23 protein-coding genes are annotated in these 23118 nt (G+C 70.7%); 7 read left to right on the plus strand and 16 right to left on the minus strand.

Annotation, left to right across the window (positions count from 1 at the left end; translation table 11 throughout):
• Positions 1–15 precede the first annotated feature (15 nt).
• The 5 genes from Msi02_RS33530 to Msi02_RS33550 form a co-directional block, all read right to left on the minus strand.
• Complete coding sequence (locus Msi02_RS33530) at positions 16–1662, minus strand: acetolactate synthase (protein WP_204051880.1); 1647 nt, start codon at positions 1660–1662, stop codon at positions 16–18.
• 158 nt (positions 1663–1820) lie between these two features.
• Positions 1821–2819, minus strand: coding sequence for a biotin synthase BioB (gene bioB / locus Msi02_RS33535; protein ID WP_204051881.1), 999 nt, complete (start codon positions 2817–2819; stop codon positions 1821–1823).
• Positions 2820–2853: 34 nt separating this feature from the next.
• Positions 2854–3576, minus strand: coding sequence for a dethiobiotin synthase (gene bioD / locus Msi02_RS33540; RefSeq protein WP_204051882.1), 723 nt, complete (start codon positions 3574–3576; stop codon positions 2854–2856).
• Positions 3577–3793: 217 nt separating this feature from the next.
• Positions 3794–4522, minus strand: coding sequence for a GntR family transcriptional regulator (locus tag Msi02_RS33545; protein ID WP_079316286.1), 729 nt, complete (start codon positions 4520–4522; stop codon positions 3794–3796).
• Positions 4519–5706 carry an 8-amino-7-oxononanoate synthase gene (locus Msi02_RS33550; RefSeq protein ID WP_204051883.1) on the minus strand — a complete coding sequence of 396 codons (1188 nt, stop codon included), beginning with the start codon at positions 5704–5706 and terminating at the stop codon, positions 4519–4521. Before Msi02_RS33550 ends, Msi02_RS33545 begins: the two co-directional genes overlap by 4 nt.
• Positions 5707–5774: 68 nt before the next feature.
• On the opposite strand from Msi02_RS33550, the gene Msi02_RS33555 reads away from it, so the two are divergent.
• A complete protein-coding gene (locus Msi02_RS33555) occupies positions 5775–7238 on the plus strand; it encodes a sensor histidine kinase (RefSeq protein WP_204051884.1) in 1464 nt (487 codons plus the stop codon).
• A gap of 214 nt (positions 7239–7452) precedes the next feature.
• Here the strand turns inward: Msi02_RS33555 and Msi02_RS33560 are convergent, their stop codons facing one another.
• Positions 7453–7707, minus strand: a complete 255-nt coding sequence (locus tag Msi02_RS33560) for a WhiB family transcriptional regulator (RefSeq protein ID WP_030511444.1) — start codon at positions 7705–7707, stop codon at positions 7453–7455.
• 287 nt (positions 7708–7994) lie between these two features.
• Positions 7995–8987, minus strand: coding sequence for a diacylglycerol/lipid kinase family protein (locus Msi02_RS33565; protein ID WP_204051885.1), 993 nt, complete (start codon positions 8985–8987; stop codon positions 7995–7997).
• An 87-nt stretch (positions 8988–9074) separates the two neighbouring features.
• On the opposite strand from Msi02_RS33565, the gene Msi02_RS33570 reads away from it, so the two are divergent.
• Positions 9075–9476, plus strand: a complete 402-nt coding sequence (locus tag Msi02_RS33570) for a hypothetical protein (protein WP_239108957.1) — start codon at positions 9075–9077, stop codon at positions 9474–9476.
• 130 nt (positions 9477–9606) lie between these two features.
• Here the strand turns inward: Msi02_RS33570 and Msi02_RS33575 are convergent, their stop codons facing one another.
• The 3 genes from Msi02_RS33575 to sodN all read right to left on the minus strand — a co-directional run bounded on the left by Msi02_RS33575 (position 9607) and on the right by sodN (position 11447).
• Entirely contained in the window at positions 9607–10407 is an 801-nt protein-coding gene (locus tag Msi02_RS33575; RefSeq protein WP_139580371.1) for an RNA polymerase sigma factor SigF, read from the minus strand.
• The gene (locus Msi02_RS33580) at positions 10407–10832 is read right to left on the minus strand and encodes an ATP-binding protein (RefSeq protein WP_079316287.1); all 426 of its coding nucleotides are present in this window, start codon (positions 10830–10832) and stop codon (positions 10407–10409) included. Before Msi02_RS33580 ends, Msi02_RS33575 begins: the two co-directional genes overlap by 1 nt.
• Before the next feature lie 213 nt (positions 10833–11045).
• The gene (sodN, locus tag Msi02_RS33585; protein WP_079316288.1) at positions 11046–11447 is read right to left on the minus strand and encodes a superoxide dismutase, Ni; all 402 of its coding nucleotides are present in this window, start codon (positions 11445–11447) and stop codon (positions 11046–11048) included.
• 84 nt (positions 11448–11531) lie between these two features.
• Here sodN and Msi02_RS33590 point away from each other — a divergent pair, with 84 nt between their 5' ends.
• On the plus strand, positions 11532–11846 hold the full coding sequence (locus Msi02_RS33590; protein ID WP_239108958.1) for a S24 family peptidase: 315 nt from the start codon (positions 11532–11534) through the stop codon (positions 11844–11846).
• Between the two features lie 24 nt (positions 11847–11870).
• Here the strand turns inward: Msi02_RS33590 and Msi02_RS33595 are convergent, their stop codons facing one another.
• The gene (locus Msi02_RS33595) at positions 11871–12398 is read right to left on the minus strand and encodes a CGNR zinc finger domain-containing protein (protein WP_079316289.1); all 528 of its coding nucleotides are present in this window, start codon (positions 12396–12398) and stop codon (positions 11871–11873) included.
• Between the two features lie 294 nt (positions 12399–12692).
• Between Msi02_RS33595 and Msi02_RS33600 the strand changes: the two genes are divergently transcribed.
• Both Msi02_RS33600 and Msi02_RS33605 read left to right on the plus strand, forming a co-directional pair.
• Entirely contained in the window at positions 12693–13856 is a 1164-nt protein-coding gene (locus tag Msi02_RS33600) for an NAD(P)-dependent malic enzyme (RefSeq protein ID WP_239108959.1), read from the plus strand.
• 258 nt (positions 13857–14114) lie between these two features.
• Positions 14115–15521, plus strand: coding sequence for an NsdA family TPR-like regulatory protein (locus Msi02_RS33605; RefSeq protein ID WP_204051888.1), 1407 nt, complete (start codon positions 14115–14117; stop codon positions 15519–15521).
• A 22-nt stretch (positions 15522–15543) separates the two neighbouring features.
• Here the strand turns inward: Msi02_RS33605 and Msi02_RS33610 are convergent, their stop codons facing one another.
• From Msi02_RS33610 to Msi02_RS33625, 4 genes are all read right to left on the minus strand, one after another.
• Positions 15544–16656, minus strand: a complete 1113-nt coding sequence (locus tag Msi02_RS33610; RefSeq protein WP_239108961.1) for a trypsin-like serine peptidase — start codon at positions 16654–16656, stop codon at positions 15544–15546.
• 167 nt (positions 16657–16823) lie between these two features.
• The gene (locus Msi02_RS33615) at positions 16824–17108 is read right to left on the minus strand and encodes a hypothetical protein (RefSeq protein WP_204051889.1); all 285 of its coding nucleotides are present in this window, start codon (positions 17106–17108) and stop codon (positions 16824–16826) included.
• Positions 17109–17173: 65 nt separating this feature from the next.
• Positions 17174–18355: a trypsin-like serine peptidase gene (locus tag Msi02_RS33620; RefSeq protein WP_204051890.1), complete on the minus strand. Its 1182-nt coding sequence runs from the start codon at positions 18353–18355 to the stop codon at positions 17174–17176.
• 287 nt (positions 18356–18642) lie between these two features.
• Positions 18643–19770, minus strand: a complete 1128-nt coding sequence (locus Msi02_RS33625) for a trypsin-like serine peptidase (protein ID WP_204051891.1) — start codon at positions 19768–19770, stop codon at positions 18643–18645.
• A gap of 211 nt (positions 19771–19981) precedes the next feature.
• Here Msi02_RS33625 and Msi02_RS33630 point away from each other — a divergent pair, with 211 nt between their 5' ends.
• Positions 19982–20473, plus strand: coding sequence for an SSI family serine proteinase inhibitor (locus Msi02_RS33630; protein ID WP_204051892.1), 492 nt, complete (start codon positions 19982–19984; stop codon positions 20471–20473).
• 137 nt (positions 20474–20610) lie between these two features.
• Here the strand turns inward: Msi02_RS33630 and Msi02_RS33635 are convergent, their stop codons facing one another.
• A complete protein-coding gene (locus tag Msi02_RS33635; protein ID WP_204051893.1) occupies positions 20611–21789 on the minus strand; it encodes a trypsin-like serine peptidase in 1179 nt (392 codons plus the stop codon).
• A gap of 347 nt (positions 21790–22136) precedes the next feature.
• On the opposite strand from Msi02_RS33635, the gene Msi02_RS33640 reads away from it, so the two are divergent.
• Positions 22137–23099, plus strand: coding sequence for a zinc-binding dehydrogenase (locus tag Msi02_RS33640; RefSeq protein ID WP_204051894.1), 963 nt, complete (start codon positions 22137–22139; stop codon positions 23097–23099).
• Positions 23100–23118 lie beyond the last annotated feature (19 nt).

The raw sequence follows: 23118 nt of genomic DNA on the forward strand, positions 1-23118 counted from the left end.
GGGCTCCGCCGGCGGTCACACTCCGGTCGTGTTGCGCGGGTAGGCGATCGCCGGGTCGGTGGCGATGTTCACCAGGTAGGGCACGCCGGAGTCGAAGGCGCGGCGCAGCGCCGGGCCGATCTCCGCCGGCGACGTGACGAGCTCCCCGCCGCCGCCGAGCGCCGTGACGACCTGGTCGTAGCGGCACTGCGGCTGGAGCTCGGCCGCCACGTCGTAGCCGTACAGCATCTGCATGGGGTGCTTCTCCAGGCCCCACATGCCGTTGTTGCCGCAGATCATGACGACCGGCAGGCGGTGGCGGACCAGCGTGTCGACGTCCATCAGCGAAAAGCCCGCCGCGCCGTCGCCGAGCAGCAGCACGACCTGCGACGACGGCCTCGCCAGACGTGCGGCGATGGAGTAGCCGAGCCCGGTGCCGAGACAGCCGTACGGGCCGGGGTCGAGCCAGTTGCCCGGCCGGCGCGGCTCGACGTACTTGCCGGCGTAGGAGACGAAGTCGCCGCCGTCGCCGATGACGACCGCGTCGTCGGCGAGCACCTTGTTCAGCTCGCCGTAGATGCGCATCGGGTGGATCGGGTCGGCGTCCGACTCCAGCAGGGCCGCGTCCCCGGCGGTCGCCGCCGCCGCGGCCTCGCTCAGCCTGCTCACCCACGGCTCGTACGCCTTGGGGTTCACCCCGGCGGTCCCGCAGGCCGCGGACAGTCCCCAGAAGACGACCGACAAGTCGCCGGCGGCCGAGCCGGACAGGCCGGTGTGCGTGGCGAGCTGGGAGGGCGCGTCGGCGATGTGGACGACCCTGGCGAGCGGTGCGCCCTCCTTGCCGCCGAACCAGCCGTACGCGAGGCGGAAGTCGAGCGGCGTGCCGACCACGATGACGAGGTCGGCCTGGCCGAAGGCGACGCTCCGGGCGCGGGTGACCAGCAGTTCGTGCCCGGCCGGCAGGATCCCCCGGCCCTGGCCGTTGGGGACGACGGGCAAGCGCCACTCCTCGGCGAAGTCCCGCGCGGCCTCCTCGGCGCGCTCCATCCACACGTCCGAGCCGAGCACCAGCACCGGGCGCTCGGCCTCGGCGAGCAGTCCCGCGATGCCGGCGAGCGCCTCGGGGTCGGGCTCAAGCGGCGACGGGGTCAGCGTCTCCGAGACGTACTCGGGCGACGGGGAGAACAGGTCGTCCATGTGGACGTCCAGGAACACCGGGCCGCGATGCGGGGCCAGGGCGGTCCGGAAGGCCATCTCGACGTCCTGCCCGATGGAGTCCGCGCCCGATCCCGTGAAGGCGAGCTTGGTGATGGGCTCGAACAGCGGCGGATGGTCCATCTCCTGCAGGGCCCCGGAGCCCCAGCGTGAGCGCGGGGCGCGTCCGCCGAGTACGACGACCGGGGAGCCGTTGAAATGGGCGGTGGCGACCCCCGAGACGCCGTTGGTGACACCGGGGCCGGCCGTGAGCACGGCGAGGCCGGGCTTGCGGGTCAGCCGGGCCGTCGCCTCGGCCGCGAACACCGCGCTCTGCTCGTGGCGCACGTCCAGGATGCGCATGTTCTGGTGGACGGCCCCGTCGTACAAGGGGAAGACGTGCCCACCGGACAGCGTGAACATCGTGTCCACGCCGTAGGCCTGGGAGACGGCGACGGCGATGTCGCCTGCGTGTTTGGGGGACTCCATAGAGTGAAACCTACCAGTCGGTCACTTACCGGAACAGATGGGCGGCCAATGCCCTCCAGCCACAGGAGAACGTCGGTCACCCCCGCTGATGCCCGGTGTCGTCGCGGCTACTCCGCCCCCGCAGGCTGGGATTCCAGCCGATCGTCCTTCCCGAGCCCTCAGAGGGTCTGGGAGAGCGCCTTGACGGGCATCTTGAGGTCGGCGAGCAGCTCCAGGTCGCGCTCGGGGGCGCGGCCCAGCGTGGTCAGGTAGTTGCCGACGATGATCGCGTTGATACCGCCGAGCATGCCGTCCCTCGTGCCGAGGTCGCCCAGGGTCAGCTCGCGGCCCCCGGCGTACCGCAGGATCGTGCGCGGCAGGGCGAGGCGGAACGTGCCGATCGTCTTCAGCGCCTCGGTGCCCGAGACGAGGGGCTGGTCCGCGAACGGCGTGCCAGGGCGGGGGTTGAGGAAGTTGAGCGGCACCTCGTCCGGCTCCAGCTCGCCGAGCTGGGCGGCGAACTCGGCCCGCTGCTCCAGCGTCTCTCCCATGCCGACGATGCCACCGCAGCACAGCTCCATGCCCGCCTCCCGGACCATGAGGCAGGTGTCCCAGCGCTCCTCCCAGGTGTGGGTGGTGACCACGCGGGGGAAGTGCGACCGGGCGGTCTCCAGGTTGTGGTTGTAGCGGTGGACCCCCATATCGGCCAGTTCGTCCACCTGCGCCTGGGTGAGCATGCCGAGCGAGCAGGCCACGTTGATGTCGACCGCGTCCCGGATCGCCTTGACACCCTCGCGGACCTGGTCCATCAGCCGCCGATCGGGTCCGCGTACGGCCGCGACGATGCAGAACTCCGTCGCCCCGGTCGCGGCCGTCTCGACGGCCGCCCGGACGAGCGAGGGGATGTCGAGCCAGGCCGCGCGCACCGGGGAGGAGAACTGGCCGGACTGCGAGCAGAAGTGGCAGTCCTCCGGGCAGCCGCCGGTCTTGAGCGAGACGATGCCCTCCACCTCGACCTCGGGACCGCACCACTTCATCCGCACCTCGTGCGCCAGGGCGAGCAGGTCGGGCAGGCGCTCGTCCGGCAGCGTCAGGCACTCCAGCGCCTGAGCCGCGTCGAGGCCCCTGCCCTCGTCCAGAACCCGCACGCGGGCGATCTCCAGGATGTCGGTCTTCACGCGGCACTCCCGTCGGTCCTCGGCGGCACTCCTGTCACAGGGGCAGCTTAAGGGTCGAGCGGAATCCGGCCGGGTCGAACATGCCGCCGAGCGCGGGACTCAGTCCGGCGCGGGCGGCGCGGGCGAACGCCTCCCGGCCGAGCGCGCCCGCGCCCTCCGGCAGCGCGCCCGACAGCGGCCGGGCGGCGAGCATCTCCAGGTCGGCGACGTTCGACCGCTCGGCGAGCCCCGGATCGGCCGGCCAGGACCCGATCACCACGCCCGCCAGGTCGAGGCCCCGGCCCGCCATGGCCTCGAGCGTCAGCGCCGTGTGGTTGAGCGTGCCCAGCGCCGCGCGCGCCACCACGAGGACAGGGGCGTGCAGCCGCCGCGCCAGGTCCGCGAGCGTGCCGCCCTCCTCGTCGTAGCGGACCAGCAGGCCCCCGGCGCCCTCGACGAGCACCAGCCGGTGCGACTCGGCCAGCTCCTCGATCCGGGCCGCCGCCGACGCGAGCGACAGCGGCGGCAGGCCCGAGATCCGGGCCGCCGCGGCGGGGGAGAGCGGGTCGGGATAGCGCGCCATCTCGAAGGTCGTCGTCACCCCCGACAGGCGAATCACCTCGTCGAGGTCCCCGGGCTCCCCGGCCGCCACCCCGGTCTGCGCCGGCTTCACCACCGCGACCGTCGCGCCCCGCTCTCTGGCCAGCACGGCGAGCGCGGCCGTCACCACCGTCTTGCCGACCCCGGTGTCCGTCCCGGTCACAACGAGAATGCTCACTGTGTTTCCCGCTTCGCTCATCGGGGCGCTTACATCCGCCATCTTCCCTCGTCGCGCTCTGGTCGCTTCGCTCCCGCGCGCTCCTCAGTCCAGATTGGCGGCGCGCCCCTCGGCTCGCTCGGTGTTTCCCGCTTCGCTCTGTGTTTTCCGCTTCGCTGCGGGGCGCTTATATCCGCCATGTCGTGCCGGAGGCGCGCCCCTCGGCTCGCTCGGTGTTTCAGGGGCGGCGGAGGCGGGTGACGAACTTGTAGCGGTCGCCGCGGTAGAGCGACTGGGCGTACTCGACGGGGTTGCCGTCGGCGTCAAAGGCGTGCCGGGTCAGCAGCAGCATGGGCAGGCCGACGTCCACTCCCAGCACCTGCGCGTCGTACGGCGTGGCGAGCACGGTCTCGATGACCTCCTCGGCGTCGGTCAGCCGCACGTTGTAGGCGTTGTGCAGGGTCTCGTACAACGAGGAGTGCACCTCCAGCTCGCGCCGCAGGCGGGGGAACCGGCGGGCGGACAGGTGCGTGGTGTCGATGGACATCGGCTCGCCGTTGGCCAGGCGCAGGCGGTGGATCCGCAGGACCCGGCCGCCGGGGTTGATGGCCAGCCGCCGTCCGAGCGCCTCGTCGGCGGTGATGTAGCTGATGTCGAGGATCTTGGTGTCCGGCTCCAGGCCGACCGTGCGCAGGTCACCCGTGTAGGAGGTGAGCTGGAGGACCTGGGCGACCTTGGGCTGGGCGACGAACGTGCCCTTGCCCTGGATGCGCAGCAGCCTCCCCTCGACCACGAGCTCCGACAGCGCCTGCCGGACCGTCGTCCGGGAGGTCTCGAAGCGCACCGCCAGAGTGCGCTCGGGCGGGAGCGCGCTGCCCGCGGGCAGGCTCTTGGTGAGCTCCAGAAGGCTGCGCTTCACGTCGTAGTACTTCGGAACCCGGGGAGAGTCCTCGCTGTGCTCCGTCACCTGTCCACCCTCAACTCGGCCACATCGCCCAACTCAGGCAACATCGTCAACTCGGCCACAGCGGTGAGCGCACCCCGGACCACCGCGAGATCATCGGACCTCAGATCGGCCCTCGCGGTCAACCGCAGACAGGACCGGCCCCGAGGTACCGATGGTGGGCGGAAGCATCCCACGCGGACCCCGAGTTCCGCACACAGGGTTCCCGCTGACAGGGCGAGCCTGGGCGAGCCGAGCACGACCGGCACCACGGCGGCCGCCGGCTCGGTCGTCTCCAGGCCGAGCTCGCGGGCCAGCGCGGCCAGCTCCCGGGCCCGCCGCCGGGCGCGTCCGGGCAGGTCAGCGGTGCTTTCCAGGATATCGAGGGCGGCCATGGCGGCACCGGCGCAGGCCGGTGCGAGGCCGGTGTCGAAGATGAACGACCGTCCGGTGTCCACGAGCGTGCCGATCACCTCGGGGGCACCGAGGACGGCGCCGCCCTGGGAGCCCAGGGACTTCGACAACGTGACGGTTCTCACAATGTCGGCACACCCGGCGAGGCCCGCCGCGTGCACCGCGCCCCTGCCGTGGTCGCCCACCACGCCGAGCGCGTGGGCCTCGTCCACCACCAGCAGCGCGCCGTGCCGTACGGCCGCCTCGTGCAGGGCGCGCAGCGGCGCGAGGTCGCCGTCGACGGAGAAGACGGCGTCGGTGACGACGAGGGCGTGCTCCTCGGCACGCTCGGCCAGGGCCTTGTCCACCGCCTCCGCGTCCCCGTGCGGGGTGACCACGATCCGCGACCGCGACAGCCGGCAGGCGTCCACGATCGAGGCGTGGTTGCCGGCGTCCGAGACGACCAGGCCGCCCCGCCCGAGGGCGGCGACCGCGGCGAGGTTGGCGAGGTAGCCCGAGGAGAACACCAGGGCCCGGGCCGCCCCGGTGAACGCGGCGAGCCGGTCCTCCAGCTCTGCGTGGAGCCGGGTGGAGCCGGTGACCAGACGTGAGCCCGTCGAGCCCGCGCCCCACTCCCGGGTGGCCCGTACGGCCGCCTCGACGAGCCGCTCGTCCCGGGAGAGCCCTAGGTAGTCGTTGGAGGCCAGGTCGAGCAGGCCGTCGTGGTCGGGCGTACGCGGGCGCAGGGTGCGGCGCAGGCCCGCCGCCTCCCGCTCGGCGGCGGCCGCGCGCAGTCTGTCCAACGGCCCTGTCATGAGGTGCATCTTGCCAGGTGGCGATGGTCGATTCGCTTTCGACCCGGACGGCGGCGCATCATGCACTCGTGCCGACTCTCAGCGACCTGGTGTCGCGCCACACCGCACTCGATTCCGCCGGCGTCGACTGGATCCACTCGCTGGTCTCGGACTGGCAACTGCTCGCCGACCTGTCGTTCGCCGACCTCATCCTGTGGGTTCCCGACCAGGGCGGCACGAGGTGGGTGGCGGTGGCCCAGATGCGGCCCACGACCGGTCCCACCGTCTACCACGACGACGTCGTGGGCATGTCCATCGCCATCGGGGAGCGGCCGCTGATCGACGTGGCCTGGGCCGAGCACCGGATCTGCCGGGAGGGCGACCCCGACTGGTCCAGCGGTGTGCCGGTGCGCGAGGAGACGATCCCGGTGCGGCGCGGCAAGGACGGCCCGATCATCGGGGTCATCCAACGCTCGACCAACCTGTCGTCGGCGCGCACTCCGTCCCGCCTGGAGCTGACCTACCTGCAGAGCGCGTCCGATCTGGCGCAGATGGTGGCCGAGGGCAGGTTCCCCTTTGCGGAGGAGGAGCCGATCCTGGTCAGGTCGCCCCGGGTGGGCGACGGCCTGCTCCGACTGGATAAGGCAGGCCGGGTCACCTACGCCTCGCCCAACGCGCTGTCGGCCTACCGCAGGCTCGGTTTGCACGCCGACCTCGTGGGGGCGGACCTGGGGAAGACGACCGCCGACCTGTGCTACTCCGACGAGCCGATCAACGAGGACCTGATGCTCGTCGCCAGCGGGCGGGCCCCCCGGGAGACCGAGGTGGAGAACGGCGGCACGGTCGTGCAGCTACGGGCGATCCCGCTGATCGTCGGTGGCGGCCGCATCGGGGCGCTGGTGCTGATCCGCGACGTGACCGAGCTGCGGCGGCGCGAGCGGGAGCTGCTCACCAAGGACGCGACGATCCGCGAGATCCATCACCGGGTCAAGAACAACCTGCAGACCGTGGCTGCGCTGCTGCGGCTCCAGGCGCGCCGGCTGAACAACCCGGAGGGCCAGGAGGCGCTGAACGAGGCCGTACGGCGGGTCGGCTCGATCGCGATCGTCCACGAGATCCTCGCGCAGATGCCGGAGGAGATGGTCGAGTTCGACGACATCGCCGACCGGGTCATCGCGATGACGGCCGAGGTGGCGCTCGCGCAGGTGGCGATCAAGCGGGTCGGCAGCTTCGGCGTGCTGCCCGCCGCGGTCGCGACCCCCATCGCCATGGTGCTCACCGAGTTGCTGCAGAACGCGGTCGAGCACGGGTTCGCCCACTCCTCCGGGAACGTCCAGGTCGTCGTCTCCAGGGACGCCGACCGGCTGGAGTTCACGGTGGCCGACGACGGCAAGGGCCTGCCCGAGGACTTCGACCTGGACGCGACCGGGAGCCTCGGGCTCCAGATCGTCCGTACGCTGGTCGTGGGCGAGCTGTCGGGCCGCCTGGGTGTGGCCGGGAGAGAGGGCGGGGGCACCGAGGTCAGTCTCAGCATTCCGGTGCAGTCGGCCTGATCTCCCGCGGGGCCTCCGGATCGCGCTGGGCCCACAGGGGGTCCCGCTGTGCGAGACCCGTGTGGGGGATGCCATAGTGGACGCGATGCGTTGGTGGACAGACGGCCCTATGGGCGGGAGGCGACGCGGCCGTCCCGGCCGGGCTTCGATGCCCCGCGACTCGGTGAATGCCATGGCAGGCATTCACCGAAGGCGTTCGCGTGCGGCGGGGGAGTCAGACGGCGGCGCGGGCGCGGGCGCGAGCCGTACGGCGCTTGAGGGCGCGACGCTCATCCTCGCTGAGCCCGCCCCAGACTCCGGCGTCCTGACCCGACTCGAGGGCCCACTTGAGACAGGACTCGGCGACCGTGCATCGCCGGCATACCTGCTTGGCCTCTTCGATCTGCATGAGCGCCGGACCAGTGTTCCCGATCGGGAAGAACAGTTCGGGGTCCACGTCACGGCAGGCAGCGCGGTGGCGCCAGTCCATGCGTTCCACTCCTTCGTAAAGTGGAGCCTCCGTGGCTCCTCTGGCCGTCAACTTTGTGAACTCTTTCACTAGCTGCTGCGAACGATCACCCGGATCCAGGGTGGGGGGCCGGGCTCGTCCGCGTGATCGCCGGGGCTCCTCACGGAGGCGGTGGTCTCCGTAAAGGTCCTACGTTCCGACGTCGTAGTTCAGCTTTTCAGCCGTACCAACACCACACAAGAGGTTTGGGACAAGGTTTTGCCCGTCGTGGCTGTCGGATGCGTCACACTATGACTACATGTAACGGGCTAGACGAGGACTTGTAACGCGTCCGGGATAGCGCGGAAGATCACCCACTCGTGTTCTCCCAGGTAGTCGCCGTCGAGCTGGAAGGCGACCGGGCGGGAGGCGTGGAGGGTGAACTCGGCCTCGTCATGGATCTGAACGAGGTGTTTACCGCGTGGCAATCCCCGGTGTTCGCCGATGATCTGCCGCGCGAGCGCGAGCACGGTCGGCAGGCTCATGTTCCGGAGCCCGAGCATGTCGAGCCCCGTCTCGAAACCGGCCCACGGCGTCGGGTTGATCGGACGTGTGCCGGCGTACGTCCACGGCGACGTGTTCGACACGATCGCCATGAAGATCCCATCCTCTGTCGGCCGGCCGGGACGCGTCAGCCGGATCGCCGGCCGCCGGCGGTCCGTCACGAAGAAGTGGCGGACCGTCGTGTTCACGTAGAGAGCGGGCAGCGCGCGATGCCCCGCGCTCCGCAGGCCCTCCACGGCTCGGACGACCTCGGCGTCGTATCCCAGCCCAGCGCAAAATGTGAAATATCTGGACCTTTGCTGGTCAGGTGGCGCATCTGCCCCCGGGTCCGGACCTGAAACCTCGTCATGCCAAATTGCCTGTCCCAAACCGATGGTCCGGCGGCGCCCTTCGCGTAGCGCCTCCAGCACGGCGCCGGTCGCCTCGACCGGGTTGTTGGGCAGCCCGAGGGCGCGGGCGAAGACGTTGGCGCTGCCCCCGGGGATCACGATGAGCGCGGGCCGCTCGCTCGCGCCGCCGTCGGGCCGGGCGTCCAGGAGTCCGTTGACGGTCTCGTTGATCGTGCCGTCGCCGCCGAGGACCGCCACGGCGTCGAAGCCCTTGGCGTGCGCGGTCGCCGCGAGCGCGGTCGCGTGGCCGCGGTAGGCCGTCTCCTCGACCGACAGGTCGACGGCGGCGCCGAGCGCCCGGATCAGCACGTCCCGGGTACGCCGGTGCGTCGAGGTCGCCTTGGGATTGACGAGGAGGAGTGCCCGCATGCCTGAAGGTTAACGAACGGTTTACCGCTCGTGCCTGGTGACGCCCTCCCGATGAGGCGCACATGTCTGCGGGTAGGGTTGGGCGGTGTGATCAGCAGTTCCGTCGGCCGCCCCGGCACCCTGACCGTGGCCGCCGCCGTCCTGGCCGCGGAGGGCCTGCTCGCCCTCGCCTTGGGCGGTTATGTCGGCGTCGAGACCGTGATCGGCAAACCCACCGACCTGGTCACCAGCATCGCGGTGGCCGGATTCGGCGTGCTCGGCGGCGCCCTGCTGCTCTGGGTGGGCTGGGGCGTGTGGCAGGTGCTGCGATGGAGCCGCGGCCCGGCCGTGGTGACGCAGATATTCGCGCTTCCGGTGGCGATCAGCCTCATCCAGTCGGCGCAGTACGCGTTCGGTATCCCGCTCATCGCCGCGGCTGCGGTCGCCCTGGTCGCGCTGCTCGCGCCGGCCTCCACCCACGCCCTCATGGGCGAGGACGGCGCGCGCTGAGCAGACCGGCACCAGGGCGGACACCGAGCGGACGCAGGGCAGGCACCGGCTGCTGACCGGGCGCCGCCGGGGGGAGCGCGGCGTCGCGGTCGTCCTTCTCTGATCGTCCCGGGCGGCCCGGGCCGGACGATCAGTCCTCGGCGGTGAGGCCCTCGCGGAGCTGGGCCAGGGTCCGGGCGAGCAGCCGGGACACGTGCATCTGCGAGATCCCCAGCTCGGTCGCGATCTGCGACTGCGTCATGTTGCCGAAGAAACGCAGCAGCAGGATCCGCTTCTCACGCGGCGGCAGGCGCTCCAGCAGCGGCTTGAGCGACTCGCGGTATTCCACGCCCTCCAGCGACTCGTCCACGATGCCGAGCGAGTCGGACACGGCGGGAGCGTCGTCGTCGCCGGAGTCCGGCGCGTCGAGCGACACGGTGGAGTAGGCGTTCGCCGACTCCAGGCCCTCCAGGACCTCCTCCTCGCTCATGCCCAGGTGGGCGGCGAGCTCGGCGACCGTGGGCGCCCGGCTCTCCCGCTGCGACAGCTCGCTTATCGCCTTGGTGAGCGAGAGCTTCAGCTCCTGCAGCCGGCGCGGCACCCGGACCGCCCAGCCCTTGTCGCGGAAGTGCCGCTTGATCTCGCCGACGATGGTCGGGGTGGCGTACGTGGAGAACTCCACGCCGCGTGCCAGGTCGAACCGGTCGATCGACTTGATCAGGCCGATCGTGGCGACCTGCGTGAGGTCGTCGAGCCACTCGCCCCGGTTGCGGAAGCGGCGGGCCAGGTACTCCACCAGCGGCAGGTGGAGCTCGACCAGCTCGTCGCGGATGCGCTGGCGCCTCGGGTCGTCCGGCGGAAGCTCCGACAGCTCGGCGAAGAGTGTGCGCGCGCGTACGCGGTCCGGCACCGCCGAGTCGCCGGAGGTCATCGCACTCGTCCTTTCCGTCATCACGACGGCCTCGCCGTGCTCCGGCGCTTACGCAGCACGATCGCCAGATGGTCGGCGTGGTCGGAGATGGCGTCCACGTCGTCGGCCAGCGCGGTCAGCACCATCCAGGCGAAGTCCTCCCGGTTGGGCGAGCTGACTCCGAGGGTGTTGACCTCGACGCGAACCGTCATCTCCTGGCCCGTGAGTTCGAACTCCGCGAGGAGGTCAGTCCCGGGCACGGCGTGCCGCAGCAACATGGCGCACGCCTCGTCGACGGCGATGCGCAGGTCCTCGATCTGGTCGAGGGTGAAGTCGAGCCGTGCGGCGAGCCCGGCGGTTGCCGTGCGCAGCACGGACAGGTAGGCGCTCACGGCGGGCAGCCGGACACTCACAGCATCGCGAATCCCGGTCAGATCCACCGCAGGCGTCTCGGTTTCCTCGGTCACGTTCCTCCTCGCCCCTTCAGCCGGCTGAGTGCCGCTGACTGCAACCTACCGCCACTCGCGCGGTGCTGCCCTGGCTGGACGCGCTGATTGTGGCGTTCCTTGGAGGTAACTGCACGTAAATTCCGTACAACCGAATATGGAGTTTGTATGGGCCTTGGGATGATCTGGCCCCGCGCGGCCGTGGAGGCCGTGCGGGGCCCGAGATCCCGGGGCTCAGGCGGCCTTGGTCTCCCAGAAGATCTTGGCGATCTCGTCGATCTTCGCGAGGAGGTCGTCGGCCAGGGCGGGGTCGACGGTGCCCTTGGCACCGGCGGCGCCGGCGAGCTTCGTGGCGTCCCAGAAGAGCTGGTGAAGCTGGGGGTACTGCTCCAGGTGCGGGGGCTTGAAGTAGTCGGTCCACAGCACCCACAGGTGATGCTTGACCAGCTCGGCCCGCTGTTCCTTGATGAGCAGCGCCCGGGTCCTGAAGACCGGGTCGTCGTTGTCGGCGTACTTCTTAATGATCGCCTTCACCGACTCGGCCTCGATGCGGGCCTGCGCCGGGTCGTAGACCCCGCACGGCAGGTCGCAGTGGGCGGACGCCTCGTGCCGGGGTCGCAGCAGTCGTGCGAGCATCGGAATCCTTCCTTAGGAATGCTGGTGACAGCACTGTTCCAGGACCGACCTTACTCGTCTCGAAATCACTGTGCGGAGGGGGATGTGCTCACCGCCGTGTGTGTCTCCGGCGACTCGATGCTGCCCGCGTTGCGGCCGGGAGACTGGCTGCTGGTACGGCTCGGCGCCCCCGTCCGCCCCGGCGACGTGGTGGTCGCGAGGCGGCCGCACGGGCTGATCGTCAAGCGGGCCTTCCGGCTCACCGGCGACGGCTGGTGGCTGGAGAGCGACAACCAGTCGGCCCCCGGGCGCCGCGACAGCTGGGACTTCGGCGCCGTGCCGGAGGAGGACGTCGTCGGGAGGGTCGTGCTGCGTTACTGGCCCCGGCCCACGCTGCGTTTCCCCGCGCCGGCCGCCTGACCGCACCCTTCCGGGCGGCCCGGGTCAGGCGCCCCGCTTGCGCGCCCGGTAGGCGGCCACGTTCGCCCGGCTGGCGCACCGCTCGGAGCAGTAGCGGCGCGACCGGTTGGAGGAGGTGTCGAGGTAGGCGTTGCGGCACGGCGTCGCCTGGCAGGTGCCGAGCCGGTCCACGCCGAGCCGGGTCACGACGCTGGCCAGGCCCATGACCGACCCGACCGCGAGGGCGTCGGCGACCCGGCCGCCCTCGGTCAGGTGCAGGTGCCAGGGCTGGCCGTCGTGCCCCGAGATCTGCGGATGCACGGGGTGGCGGACCAGCAGCCCGTTGAGCCGCTCGACCACGTCCACGTCGTCGCCCGCGGCGGCGGACGCGAAGACCTCCGCGAGCTCGTCGCGCAGCTCGCACAGCGCGTCGATGTCACGCCGGGTGAGGCGGGCGGCCGCCTCCGTACGGCCCGTCTCCTCAAGCAGGGCGCGCAGGGAGAAGGGGTTTTTGAGTTCGTCGCCCATGTTGACCAGCTGAACGGCCAGCTCGGCGTAAGACGTCAAGTCCACTGGGGCGCCCAAGTACGTAAGAGATCACTGGCAATGCCGAGTATTACACGCCCGATGGCCTGGGGGAACACCTGATCGTGCAACGATATGTGACCCGATCGGGCAGGGGCGGTTGTCACTTCGTGTGGCACAATCAGGGAACGGGTGACCCCCGTACCCCCCTCAAGAGACGACCGTCAACGACGACGGCCCCCGGCGGCTACCGAAGCCAGGGCTCTCGTTCTCTTGACGGCGTCTACCGAAGGAACTCGTCCTTTCGACACTGGGGTCGCTGTGACCGTTACACCTGTTTCCTTGGAATCTCTCGACCTGGATCCCGCTTTCGCGCTGCACCGCGGCGGCAAGCTGGAGGTCCGCTCCACCGTCCCGGTCCGCGACGCCGACGACCTGTCGCTCGCGTACACGCCGGGGGTCGCCCGCGTCTGCACCGCCATCGCCGACAACCCGGACCTGGTCAACGACTACACCTGGGTCTCCAACGTCGTGGCCGTGGTCTCCGACGGCACCGCCGTCCTGGGGCTCGGCGACATCGGGCCGGCCGCGGCCATGCCCGTGATGGAGGGCAAGGCCCTGCTGTTCAAGCAGTTCGCCGACGTCGACGCCGTGCCGATCTGCATCGACTGCACCGACGTGGACGCGATCGTCGAGACCGTGGTCAGGCTCGCGCCGTCGTTCGGCGGCATCAACCTGGAGGACATCAGCGCCCCCCGCTGCTTCGAGGTGGAGGAGCGCCTGCGCGCGCTTCTCGACATCCCCGTCTTCCACGACGACCAGCACGGCACGGCGATCGTGGTCCTCGCCGCGCTGCGCAACGCGGCCCGCCTCACCGGGCGATCCCTCGGTGACCTGCGCGCGGTGGTGGCCGGCGCCGGCGCCTCCGGGGTCGCGGTCTCGCGGATCCTGCTGAACGCCGGCATCGGCGACATCGCGGTCTCCGACTCGAAGGGCGTCATCCACGGCGGCCGCGAGGACCTGAACCCGGTCAAGCGGGCGCTGGCCCGCGACACCAACAGGGCCGGCCTGTCCGGGTCGACCGAGCAGGCGCTCGCCGGCGCCGACGTGTTCGTCGGCCTGTCCGGGTCGACGGTCTCCGAGCAGGCCATCGCGGCGATGGCGGCGGACTCGATCGTGTTCGCGCTGTCCAACCCCAACCCGGAGGTGGACCCCGCGGTGGCGGGCCGGCACGCCCGGGTGGTGGCCACCGGCCGGTCCGACTACCCCAACCAGATCAACAACGTGCTGGCCTTCCCCGGGGTCTTCCGCGGCGCGCTCGACGTCCGTGCCACGACGATCACGGAGAACATGAAGGTGGCGGCCGCGGACGCGCTGGCGGCCGTGGTCGGGGACGACGTCGCGGAGAACTACGTCATCCCCTCGCCGTTCGACGCCCGGGTCGCCCCCGCGGTGATCGCCGCCGTCGCCCGGCAGGCCCGGGAGGACGGTGTCGCCCGCAAGTAGCCGCCCTCCGGCAGGCACGGACGTAGCAGGCACGGACGTAGCAGGCACGGACGTAGCAGGCACGGACGTAGTAGGCACGGACCCGGAAGGGCCGCGCACCGCGTGACGAGCGCGGTACGCGGCCCTTCGTCTTTCCTTGTCGGTCTCCTTGCCGGTGCCGTCAAACATTTGGGAATCCCTTTAGGTCCTCACGGTTAGTGCTATAAAGAAAGCTCTCCGTAACCAACTCGGCTATTGCCTGTCCCCGGTTGGAGAGCGATGCGACGTGACCCCAACCGCCTGCTCCAGCAGCACCTCACCGAAGCCGGACTGTCCCGCAAGGGCCTGGCCCGCCGGCTCAACGGTCTCGGCTCGGCCCGGGGGCTGCTGGGAATGCGGTACGACCACGGTTCCGTGCTGCGCTGGATCGGCGGCCGCCGCCCGCGCGAACCGGTTCCCGGCCTGCTCGCCGAGATCTTCTCGCTGCGGTTGGGGCGGCAGGTGTCCAGGGAGGACATCGGCATGCCGCGCGGAACGGTCCCTGCCGACCTGGGACAGGAGTTCCCCCATTCGTGGGAGGAGGGTGTGGCAAGCGTGACAGCACTGTGGAGGGCCGACGTCGAGCGGCGCAGGTTCCTGCTCGACTCCACCTTCGCCCTGGGAGCGGGTTCGGCGGGCATCGTCCGCTGGCTGGCGGCCCCCGACGGGGAGCGGCTCTCCGCGAACGGGCCGCGCCGGGTCGGGCCCTCCGACGTGGCCGCGATACGCGAGGTCACCCGGTCGTTCGGGGAGCTGGACAACCGGTTCGGCGGCGGCAGCATCCGCGGCCCGGTCGTGCGCTACCTGCACACCGCCGTGACGCCGCTGCTGCGCGAGGGCGCGTACGGCGAGGCCACCGGGCGCTCCCTGGCGACCGCGGCGGCCGAGCTGACCCGGCTGGCGGGATGGATGGCCTACGACCTGGAGCAGCACGGGCTGGCCCAGCGCTACCTGATCCAGGCGCTCGGTCTGGCGCGCGGCGCGGGCGACCACGCCCTGTGCGGCGAGATCCTGGCCGGGATGAGCCACCAGGCCGTCTACATCGGGCATCCCCGGCACGGGCTGGAGCTGGCCAGGGCGGCCGTCGCGGCGGCCCGGCGCTCGGGAGTCGGCACGTTGCTGGCCGAGGCCCGGGTGCTGGAGGCGCACGCCCTGGCCCTGCTCGGGGAGCGCACGGCGTGCGGCGGCGCGCTGCACGAGGCGGAGGTCGCCTTCGACCGGCGCAAGCCCCAGAACGAGCCCGGCTGGATCGGCTACTTCGACGAGGCCTACCTGGCCGCGAAGTCGGCCCACTGCCTGCGCGACCTCGGCGACGGGGCGCGGGCCGTACGGCAGGCCCGGCGCTCGCTGGTGATGGACGGGCGTTATGTGCGCGGCAAGATGTTCAATCTCTCGCTGCTCGCCACGGCGCTCATCCAGGAGGGCGAACTGGAGGAGGCGTGCCAGGCGGCGTCGTCGGCCCTCGATCTGGCCGAGAACATCCAGTCGGCGCGCACCCGGACGTACGTGGCGGACATGTGCCGCCGGTTCGCGCCGTACGCCGCGGAACCGCGGGTGGCGGAGCTGCTGGAGCGCGGCCGGGGCCGCGCGGGGGACAGGGAAGGCGTGGGCAGGCAGAGCGTGAGCAGGGAGGCGGTCGGCGTCTGAGCGGACGCCGGGACGCCGACCGTCAGCCCGCGCGCCGGGCCGCGTTGTAGACCTGGAACAGTTCTCCGTCGAAGTAGGGCGACAGGCCGGTCCCCGGGCCGGAGAGGCCGATCGTCAGGCCGTTCAGGTATCCCAGACCACGTACGCCGCGGTAGGCGGCCAGCCACGGCGACCCGGAGGCGGCGGTGAAGGCCGAGCGGACGGCGACCAGTTCGTTCGCCCTCCTGGACAGGTCCTGGGCCAGGAAGGGCTTGCCGTACGCACGGGTGAGCCGGGTGCGCCCGTTCGCGGGGCCCTCGGCGGTCCCCATCGGATAGCCGAAGATCGCGAGCGGGCGGTCGACCGGCAGGTTGTAGGCGAGGCCCTGTCCGCCGACCTTGTCGCCGAGACGCCCCGCGGAAAGCAGCCTGAGGCCGGTGTAGCCGGTGGCCGTGCGGTACTTCGGCCCGGCGGAGAACGCCGCGTACTGCGCCGCGTCCCGCAGCGTGACGTGCCTGGGCAGCACGCCGGTGTGGACGCTGACGAACGCGTAGTCGCGGTCCAGGTCGCCATACCTGGTGAAGTCGCTGTGGGCGAAGGCACGGTCGCCGGCATAGACGCCCCAGGGCGTGCCGCCGCCGGCGTATCCCGGAATGAAGATCCAGTATCGGTAGGGCGTCGCGGTGAACTCTCCCGTCGCGGGCCTTGTCGCGTACACGCAGTGCCCGGCCGTCGCCACGAGATCGCGGTGGTCGGACTGCACGGACGTGCCCACGCACCAGTGGGGGCGGCCGTCAGAGCCGACGAAGAAGACCTTGCCCGTCGTCCTCGGCAGGTTGACGTTCTTCGACGAGCCGGCGGCGCGTCTGACTCCGGCCGACGCGGGCACCACGCCCCGTACGCCGCCGGGAGCGCCGCCCTCGGCCGTGACGGGAGTGGCGTCGATCCCGGCCGGCGCGGAGGCGGGTGTCGCCGCCGCGAGGGGGCGTCCGCCGTCCCTGAGCCAGTAGGCGATCACGGAGGCCACCTTCGCGCCGGAGACGAGGGGCGTCGTCACGGTGATCTCGTAGGCGTGAGCGGGCACCGCCGTCCCGCCGACGAGCAACGCGGCCGTCGCCGCCGCACCCCACAGCGGGGGGAGGAGGATGCGCTTCAACCGGATCTCCTTGCTGTGGAACGTCTCCCGCGCCCCACACGTGAATGGGCTGCCAGGAACATACAGCGATGGGGATCAAGTCGGGAAAACAACGCGGACGTCGCCTGGTTCTCCCCGGGACGCCGAAGTGCCCCGCCGCGGCGCGGCGGGGCACTTCCTGGGGGTGCTCAGGCCTGTGCGGTGAGACCCGGGGCCTCCTGGGCGAAGGTGATGAGGATGTCCCGGCCGTTGGCGTAGCTGACCACCGGCCGCCGCAGCGTCTCACCCACCCTGCGGGCGACCGTCTGCCACAGATCCACCATTTCCGGGCTGTCGGCGGTGATCCTGAACCGCCCTCGCGTGAGGAGGTGTTCGGTGACGAGCTGCGAGAAGGTGATCTCGCTACGCGCCCTTTCCTCCGTGGTCAGGGGGGTGCGCCGGAGGGCGGGCTGCGTGCCGGAAGGGTGGGTCATCGCTCATCTCCTCGTGATCGCCGTCCACTCAGCATGCCACTCGCGGACCGGCGCCGAGGTGCCCGTCAGGCGATGGAGCCGGACCAGTTGTTGGCGGCGGCCTTGTAGACGCCGTAGGTCTCGCCGTCGAAGTACGGGGAGACACTGGTGTCGATCCGCTGGTTGCCGTCGGTGTCGGAGACGCCGCTGGTCACGCCGTTGAGGTAGCCGAGCCGCTTGGCGCTGCTGTACCTCAGCAGCCACGACGAGCCCGAGGAGCCCTCACCGGTGAAGGACGACTTGACGCCCACGAGCTCCTCGCCCTTGACCGAGGGGGCCTTGGCGGCGAAGGTCTTGCCGTACGACCACTTGAGGGTCTGGCCGGTGAAGGCGTGGTTGCCGTCCGGGTGCGACCCGCTCGGGTAGCCGAACACGTAGACCGAGCTGCCGACCTTCTGGTTGTAGGCCAGGCCCTGCCCGCCGACGTTGCTCTCGAGCCGGCCGACGTCGGTGAACTTGACGACGTAGTACTTGCCGCCCGTGCTCCTGCGGATGAAGCGGTCGTAGCTGAGGTAGGTCTTCCTGTCGACCTGCTTCCAGTTCCACTCGGCGACGTTGCGCAGGTCGCCGCCGCGCCCCGCCTTGATGCCGTTGTAGACGGTCACGAAGGCGTAGTCGCGGTCGCCGTCCTCGTAGACGTCGAAGTCGTAGTGGGTGTAGGCCGTCTTGCCGACGTAGATGCCCCACGGCGCCTTGCCCTGGTAGTAGCCGGGGATGAAGACCCAGCGGTCCATGGTGGCCCGGTTCGACTTGGTGTCGTAGACGCAGTGCCCGGCTGTGGCGACCAGGTTGCCGTACTTCGACTGGACGGAGGTCGCGCTGCACCAGTGCGGCCGGTGGTCGGCCCCGCGGAAGAAGACCTTGCCGGTGGTGCGCGGCAGGTTCACGTTCTTCAGGGTGCCGCCGGACTTCCCGCCGCCGGTGGCCGGGACGGTGCCGGGCTTGCTGTCGGCGGACGGCCCGCCGGTCGAGATGTGCTTGGCGCTGACCTGGCTCTCGTACCCGTACGGGGTGGCGTTGACCAGGTTGCTGGCCTTCTGGTTGAGCCAGTAGGCGATGACGTTCTTCGCGGCGAGGCCGCTGCCGGCCAGCGTGTCGTGGGCCGTGTCACCGGCGGCCTGAGCCGGGACCGCCATCGTGGTCCCGACGAGGGCGGCGACGGCCACGCCCCCGATGGGGAGGATCAGGCGCTTGACTCGCGTGTTCATGAATCTCCAGGTGCTGTCGTGGCACGCCACATGCGTCCCACCCGTCAGTAAAGGGCTAGTAAAGACAGTACCTCTCGCTTTTATCCGTGTTTTACGTGCTTTCAGGCCCGTCGCTCACGTTACTTTTCCGTGATCCTCAACAGTGCTTGTCAAGATCGAGGGCGCACCGGAAGATCAGTGCAGGTCCTCTCGGACGCCTTCCGTGTCAAATCGAGCACTGGGTGCAGCCGGGGCGGGGATGGCGATGTGACGTAAATCACATTGGGGGCTCGCCGGGTGGGGAGCGATCAGCCCGTGCGCTGCTTGCTCGCCTGGGTGTACACCCGCTGCGTCAACTGGTTGAAGTAGGGCGTGGAGACGGCGTCGAGACGCCCGCCGCCGCTGAGGTTCCAGGTCAGGCTGGTGATCCCGGTGAGGTAGCCGGTCCGCGTGGCGGCGTTGTAGCCGATCACCCACGGGCCGCCGCTCGCGCCGGCGGTGAACGGGCAGCCCGGCAGCCGCACCCCGTGTTCGAGCTGCCAGGTCGGCGCGCTGACGAACTTCTTCTCGGTGGTGCCCTCGCAGGACTTCACCGTCTGACCGGTGTACGGGCGGCTGCCGTCGGGGTTGGCCCCCGCGGGGTAGCCGAAGACGTAGGTCGGTCGTCCGAGCGGCTTGCCGGAGGCGAAGCGGAAGGCGCCGGCCTTGTCCTCCAGGCGGCCCACGTCGACGGAGCGGTACTTGAGCCTGCCGTTCTCCACGTACGGCTGCCAGGAGAAGCCGCGGTGCACGGTCACGAAGGCGTAGTCGCGGTCGAAGTCGCCCTGGCCGGCGAAGTCCTCCTGCATGTAGAGCGTGTGGCCGACGAAGATGCCGGAGGGGGCCACGCCGTCGTGGTAGCCGGGGATGAAGACCCAGTTCTCCACCGGCTTGTCCTGCGACAGCGCGTACGCGCAGTGCCCGGCGGTGGCGACGAGGTTGTGGTGGGAGGAGTGCACCGCGGAGGCGGAGCACCAGTACTCCTTGTCGCCGACCTTGAAGAACACCTTGCCCACCATCGGCGGGGAGGCCACGGGCGGGGGTGTCGCGGCGCGCGGCGCCCCGGTGCGCGGCTTCGTGTCCCCCGGGCCCACCTCCGCCGCGGAGGTCGTGCTCCTGGTCGAAGGCGACGGCTTCGTGCTCGGCACGTAGCTGCTCGCCTGCTTGAGCCGTTCCGGGCTCCAGTACTCCGCCACCCGCTGCTCGTCCGCCTGGCTGGGGGCGAGGGGGAAGGCGCTGACCCCGTTCTTGTCGACGCCGGTCACGGCGGAGACCGTCGTCGTGGCCGGGCGGGACGCGACGGTCGCCGGAACGGCCGGTCCCTGACTCCCCAGCACGGCGACCACACTCGCGGCAGCGGCGACGCCACCGACGGCGAGTGTCAGCTTCCTGGTCACCGTGAGCCTCTCAGGGCGGAGATATGGACTGTAAGGGGTGATTTTTCCAGATCCATACGGTTGTGGCACACCTTCTTGTCCAGCTCGTTATGAATCGAGCGGAACCGATGTGGTCTGTGGTACGTGAAGTTTCCGCTGGGGTCCGGAGTGGACGCTTGCTCTGCGGGTCTCCCGTGAGAACGCTGGTCACCAGCGGAAACGGGGGGATCGCATGAAACCGCTGCTTGTCCTACTGGCCGGTGCGGCGCTGGCCGCCGGCCCCTCTGCCCAGGCGTGGGCCCAACCGGGTGCCTCCGGTGACGCCGGGACGAACGTCCCGGCACGGGCGGACACCTTGCCGGCTCCGCCGCCGCCCGAGGTCGCCCTGCGGGCGTCCCGCCCGCCCGCCTCCCAGGTGCGAGCGGTGATCCTGACCGTCGCGAACGGCGAGCAGGCGGAGCCGACGGCGCGGTCGGTCTTCCTGAACTGCGCTCCGGTCGGCGGCTCGCACCCTTCGCCGGAGAAGGCGTGCGCGTGGCTGAACAGGACGGGCGTCGACCCGGGCGCTCTTCGGGTGAACGCGACCGAGCCCTGCACGATGATCTACGCACCTGTCACGGTCACCGCCAGCGGCATCTGGGACGGGAAGTACTTCCAGTTCCGGCGCACCTTCGGCAACGACTGTGAGAAGCGGTCGGCCGCTGGGGCGCTGTTCGACTTCTGACAGGGACAGTCGACCGCACGCGGCGTACAGGGAACGTAAAGGTGCGCCGAGTAGCTGTGACACCAGGGGCCCGGCGGGACGTCCGCCGGGCCCCCTGCTGACCGAATGGCCGTGCGGTCAGGTCCGCGCCGCCACTTTCACTGTGTCCACCGGTTGGCGGCCACCTTGTAGACGTCGTAGGTCTCGCCGTTGAAGTACGGCGAGGAGATCCGGTCGTACCGGTCGTTGCCGTCGCTGTCCCACGCCACGCTGCTGATGCCGTTCAGGTAGCCCGTGCGGGTCGCGCTCTTGTAGCCCGTCAGCCAGGGGCCGCCGCTGGCGCCGGAGGTCATGCCGCAGGGGATCCCGAGGTGCTCCTGAATGTTGTACTTCGGCACGGCCGGCATCGGAGCCGTCCGGCCGTAGCACCACTTCATGGTCCGCCCCGTGAAGGGGCGGTCGCCGTCGGGGTGCGGCCCGGCGGGATAGCCGAACGCGAACACCTTGACCTTGGTGCTGCGGTTCCAGGTGAAGCCCTGGCCGCCCACGTTGTCGCCGAGACGGCCCGCCGGGGTGCGTACGTAGTGGGTGACGTCCCCGTCCTTCTTGGGTGTGAGCGTGAATCCCGACGACACGTTCACGAACGCGTAGTCGTAGTCGTAGTCCTCCCTGACCACGAAATCGTCGTGCGTCTGGAACCACTTCGCCGGGTAGATGCCGTACGGCGCCTTTCCCTCCCATGCCTGGTCCCCGTCCCAGTAGGACGGGATGAACACCCAGTTGTCGTAGAACTGGTCGGTCACCGGGTCGTAGACGCAGTGCCCGGCCGTCGCGACGACGTTGCGGTAGTGGCCCTGTACGGAGGTGCCGGAGCAGTATTTCCAGCTCTTCGGGTCCAGGGGGTTCCTGCCCGGCAGGGTGAAGAACACGCGGCCGACGGTGCGGGGCAGGTTGACCTGCCTGCTGATCTTGCCGGAACCGCCGGCCCCGCTCGTGGCGGCGCCGGCCGGCGGGACCGTGCCCGCCTTGCCGTCCGGGGTGGCGTCGCCGGCCCTGCCGAAGCCCTTGACGGAGTTGCCGAGTTCCTCGGTGTAGTCCTTGGCCGCCCGCAACCGCTGCGGCGACCAGAAGGCGGCCGCCTCGGCGGGCGTCTGGGGCGCGGCCTTGGTGGTCACGTCGCCCGGGGCGGCCAGTGCCGCCGTTGCCGCCGCGATCGCCGCGGTCGTGCCGGTCGCGGCCGTGGAGGCCGAGGAGGTGGCGGGGGTGGCGCCGACCACGCCGGCCGCGAGGAGCGCGCCGGTGAGGGGAACGGCCAGACGCCGTGCTCGGGGGATCATGGAGCTCCTTTCCCTGGGACGGTGAGGGTGCGTCCCATTCCTCAGGAAAACGCTCCGAGATTAATGACCGGATCTTGCGAAATGTCGTGGATATAACCAGAACAATCGGCACTTTGCCCTATCTGTTATCCATAGCGGTTGGTTATGGCTGCCGTAGTGCCAGGTCGTGGCGCTGTGTCGATGGGGAGTCGCCTCGCGGCGTCATCGGGTTTACGGCCATTCTTGACGGGTCTTGTTTGATTTCCGCCGCTCTGTTCCCACTGATATCCCTGAGTATCAAAGACGCCGGCGGCGAGCCGTGCGGGGGTCGTCCGGAGCCGGCGCGACGGCCGGAGTAATGTTCTGGCATGTTCGCCGTCATCGCCACACAGACCGATCCGGACGACCCGATCAAGGGCCTGACGCTCGGGGAGCACCCCGAGCCCGCCGTACCGGAGGGATGGACGACCGTCACGGTCCGGGCCGCCGCGCTCAACCACCACGACCTGTGGACCCTCAAGGGCGTGGGGATCAGCCAGGACCGGCTGCCGATCGTGCTCGGCTGCGACGCGGCGGGGGTGGACGAGGACGGCAACGAGGTCATCGTCCACTCCGTCATCGGCACGCCGGTCGACGGCGACGAGACCCTCGACCCGGCGCGTTCGCTGCTGTCGGAGAAGTACGACGGGACGTTCGCGGAGAAGGTCGCCGTGCCCCGCCGCAACCTGGTGCCCAAGCCCGCGGCGATCTCCTTCGAGGAGGCCGCCTGCCTGCCCACGGCCTGGCTGACCGCCTACCGCATGATCTTCGACAAGGCCGGGCTGGAGCCGGGCTCGACCATCCTGGTCCAGGGCGCCGGTGGCGGCGTGGCGACCGCGCTCATCGCGCTCGGCCGGGCCGGCGGCTTCCGGGTCTGGGCGACCAGCCGCTCCCAGGACAAGCGGGAACGGGCCCTCGCGCTCGGCGCCGACCGGGTCTTCGAGACGGGCGCGCGGCTGCCCGAGCGGGTGGACGCCGTCATGGAGACGGTCGGCGAGGCGACCTGGAAGCACTCGCTCAGCTCCCTGCGCCCGGGTGGCCGGATCGTCACCTGCGGGGCGACGAGCGGCATGGTCGCCCCGACGCAGCTCGCGCAGGTCTACTTCCTGCAGAAGTCGATCATCGGATCCACCATGGGGACGCGCGAGCAGCTCGCGCGGCTCGCGGTGTTCCTGGAGCAGACCGGTGTCCGGCCGGCGATCGACCGGGTGCTGCCCCTGGCGGAGGCGGAGGAGGGCTTCGCCGCCATGCACCGCGGCGAGGTCTTCGGCAAGGTGGTCTTCACGCTCTGACGGCCGCCCGCGCGGGCCG

The organism is Microbispora siamensis (genome assembly GCF_016863095.1).
Taxonomy (GTDB): Bacteria; Actinomycetota; Actinomycetes; order Streptosporangiales; family Streptosporangiaceae; genus Microbispora; species Microbispora siamensis.

Coding starts and splice junctions, on each gene's coding strand:
- Msi02_RS33530 (WP_204051880.1), bottom strand. CDS start 1,662: ATGGAGTCCCCCAAACACGCAGGCGACATCGCCGTCGCCGTCTCCCAG.
- Msi02_RS33550 (WP_204051883.1), bottom strand. CDS start 5,706: ATGACAGGGCCGTTGGACAGACTGCGCGCGGCCGCCGCCGAGCGGGAG.
- Msi02_RS33560 (WP_030511444.1), bottom strand. CDS start 7,707: ATGGACTGGCGCCACCGCGCTGCCTGCCGTGACGTGGACCCCGAACTG.
- Msi02_RS33575 (WP_139580371.1), bottom strand. CDS start 10,407: ATGACGGAAAGGACGAGTGCGATGACCTCCGGCGACTCGGCGGTGCCG.
- Msi02_RS33605 (WP_204051888.1), top strand. CDS start 14,115: ATGCGACGTGACCCCAACCGCCTGCTCCAGCAGCACCTCACCGAAGCC.
- Msi02_RS33635 (WP_204051893.1), bottom strand. CDS start 21,789: ATGATCCCCCGAGCACGGCGTCTGGCCGTTCCCCTCACCGGCGCGCTC.
- Msi02_RS33630 (WP_204051892.1), top strand. CDS start 19,982: ATGAAACCGCTGCTTGTCCTACTGGCCGGTGCGGCGCTGGCCGCCGGC.
- Msi02_RS33620 (WP_204051890.1), bottom strand. CDS start 18,355: ATGAACACGCGAGTCAAGCGCCTGATCCTCCCCATCGGGGGCGTGGCC.
- Msi02_RS33565 (WP_204051885.1), bottom strand. CDS start 8,987: ATGCGGGCACTCCTCCTCGTCAATCCCAAGGCGACCTCGACGCACCGG.
- Msi02_RS33615 (WP_204051889.1), bottom strand. CDS start 17,108: ATGACCCACCCTTCCGGCACGCAGCCCGCCCTCCGGCGCACCCCCCTG.
- sodN (WP_079316288.1), bottom strand. CDS start 11,447: ATGCTCGCACGACTGCTGCGACCCCGGCACGAGGCGTCCGCCCACTGC.
- Msi02_RS33640 (WP_204051894.1), top strand. CDS start 22,137: ATGTTCGCCGTCATCGCCACACAGACCGATCCGGACGACCCGATCAAG.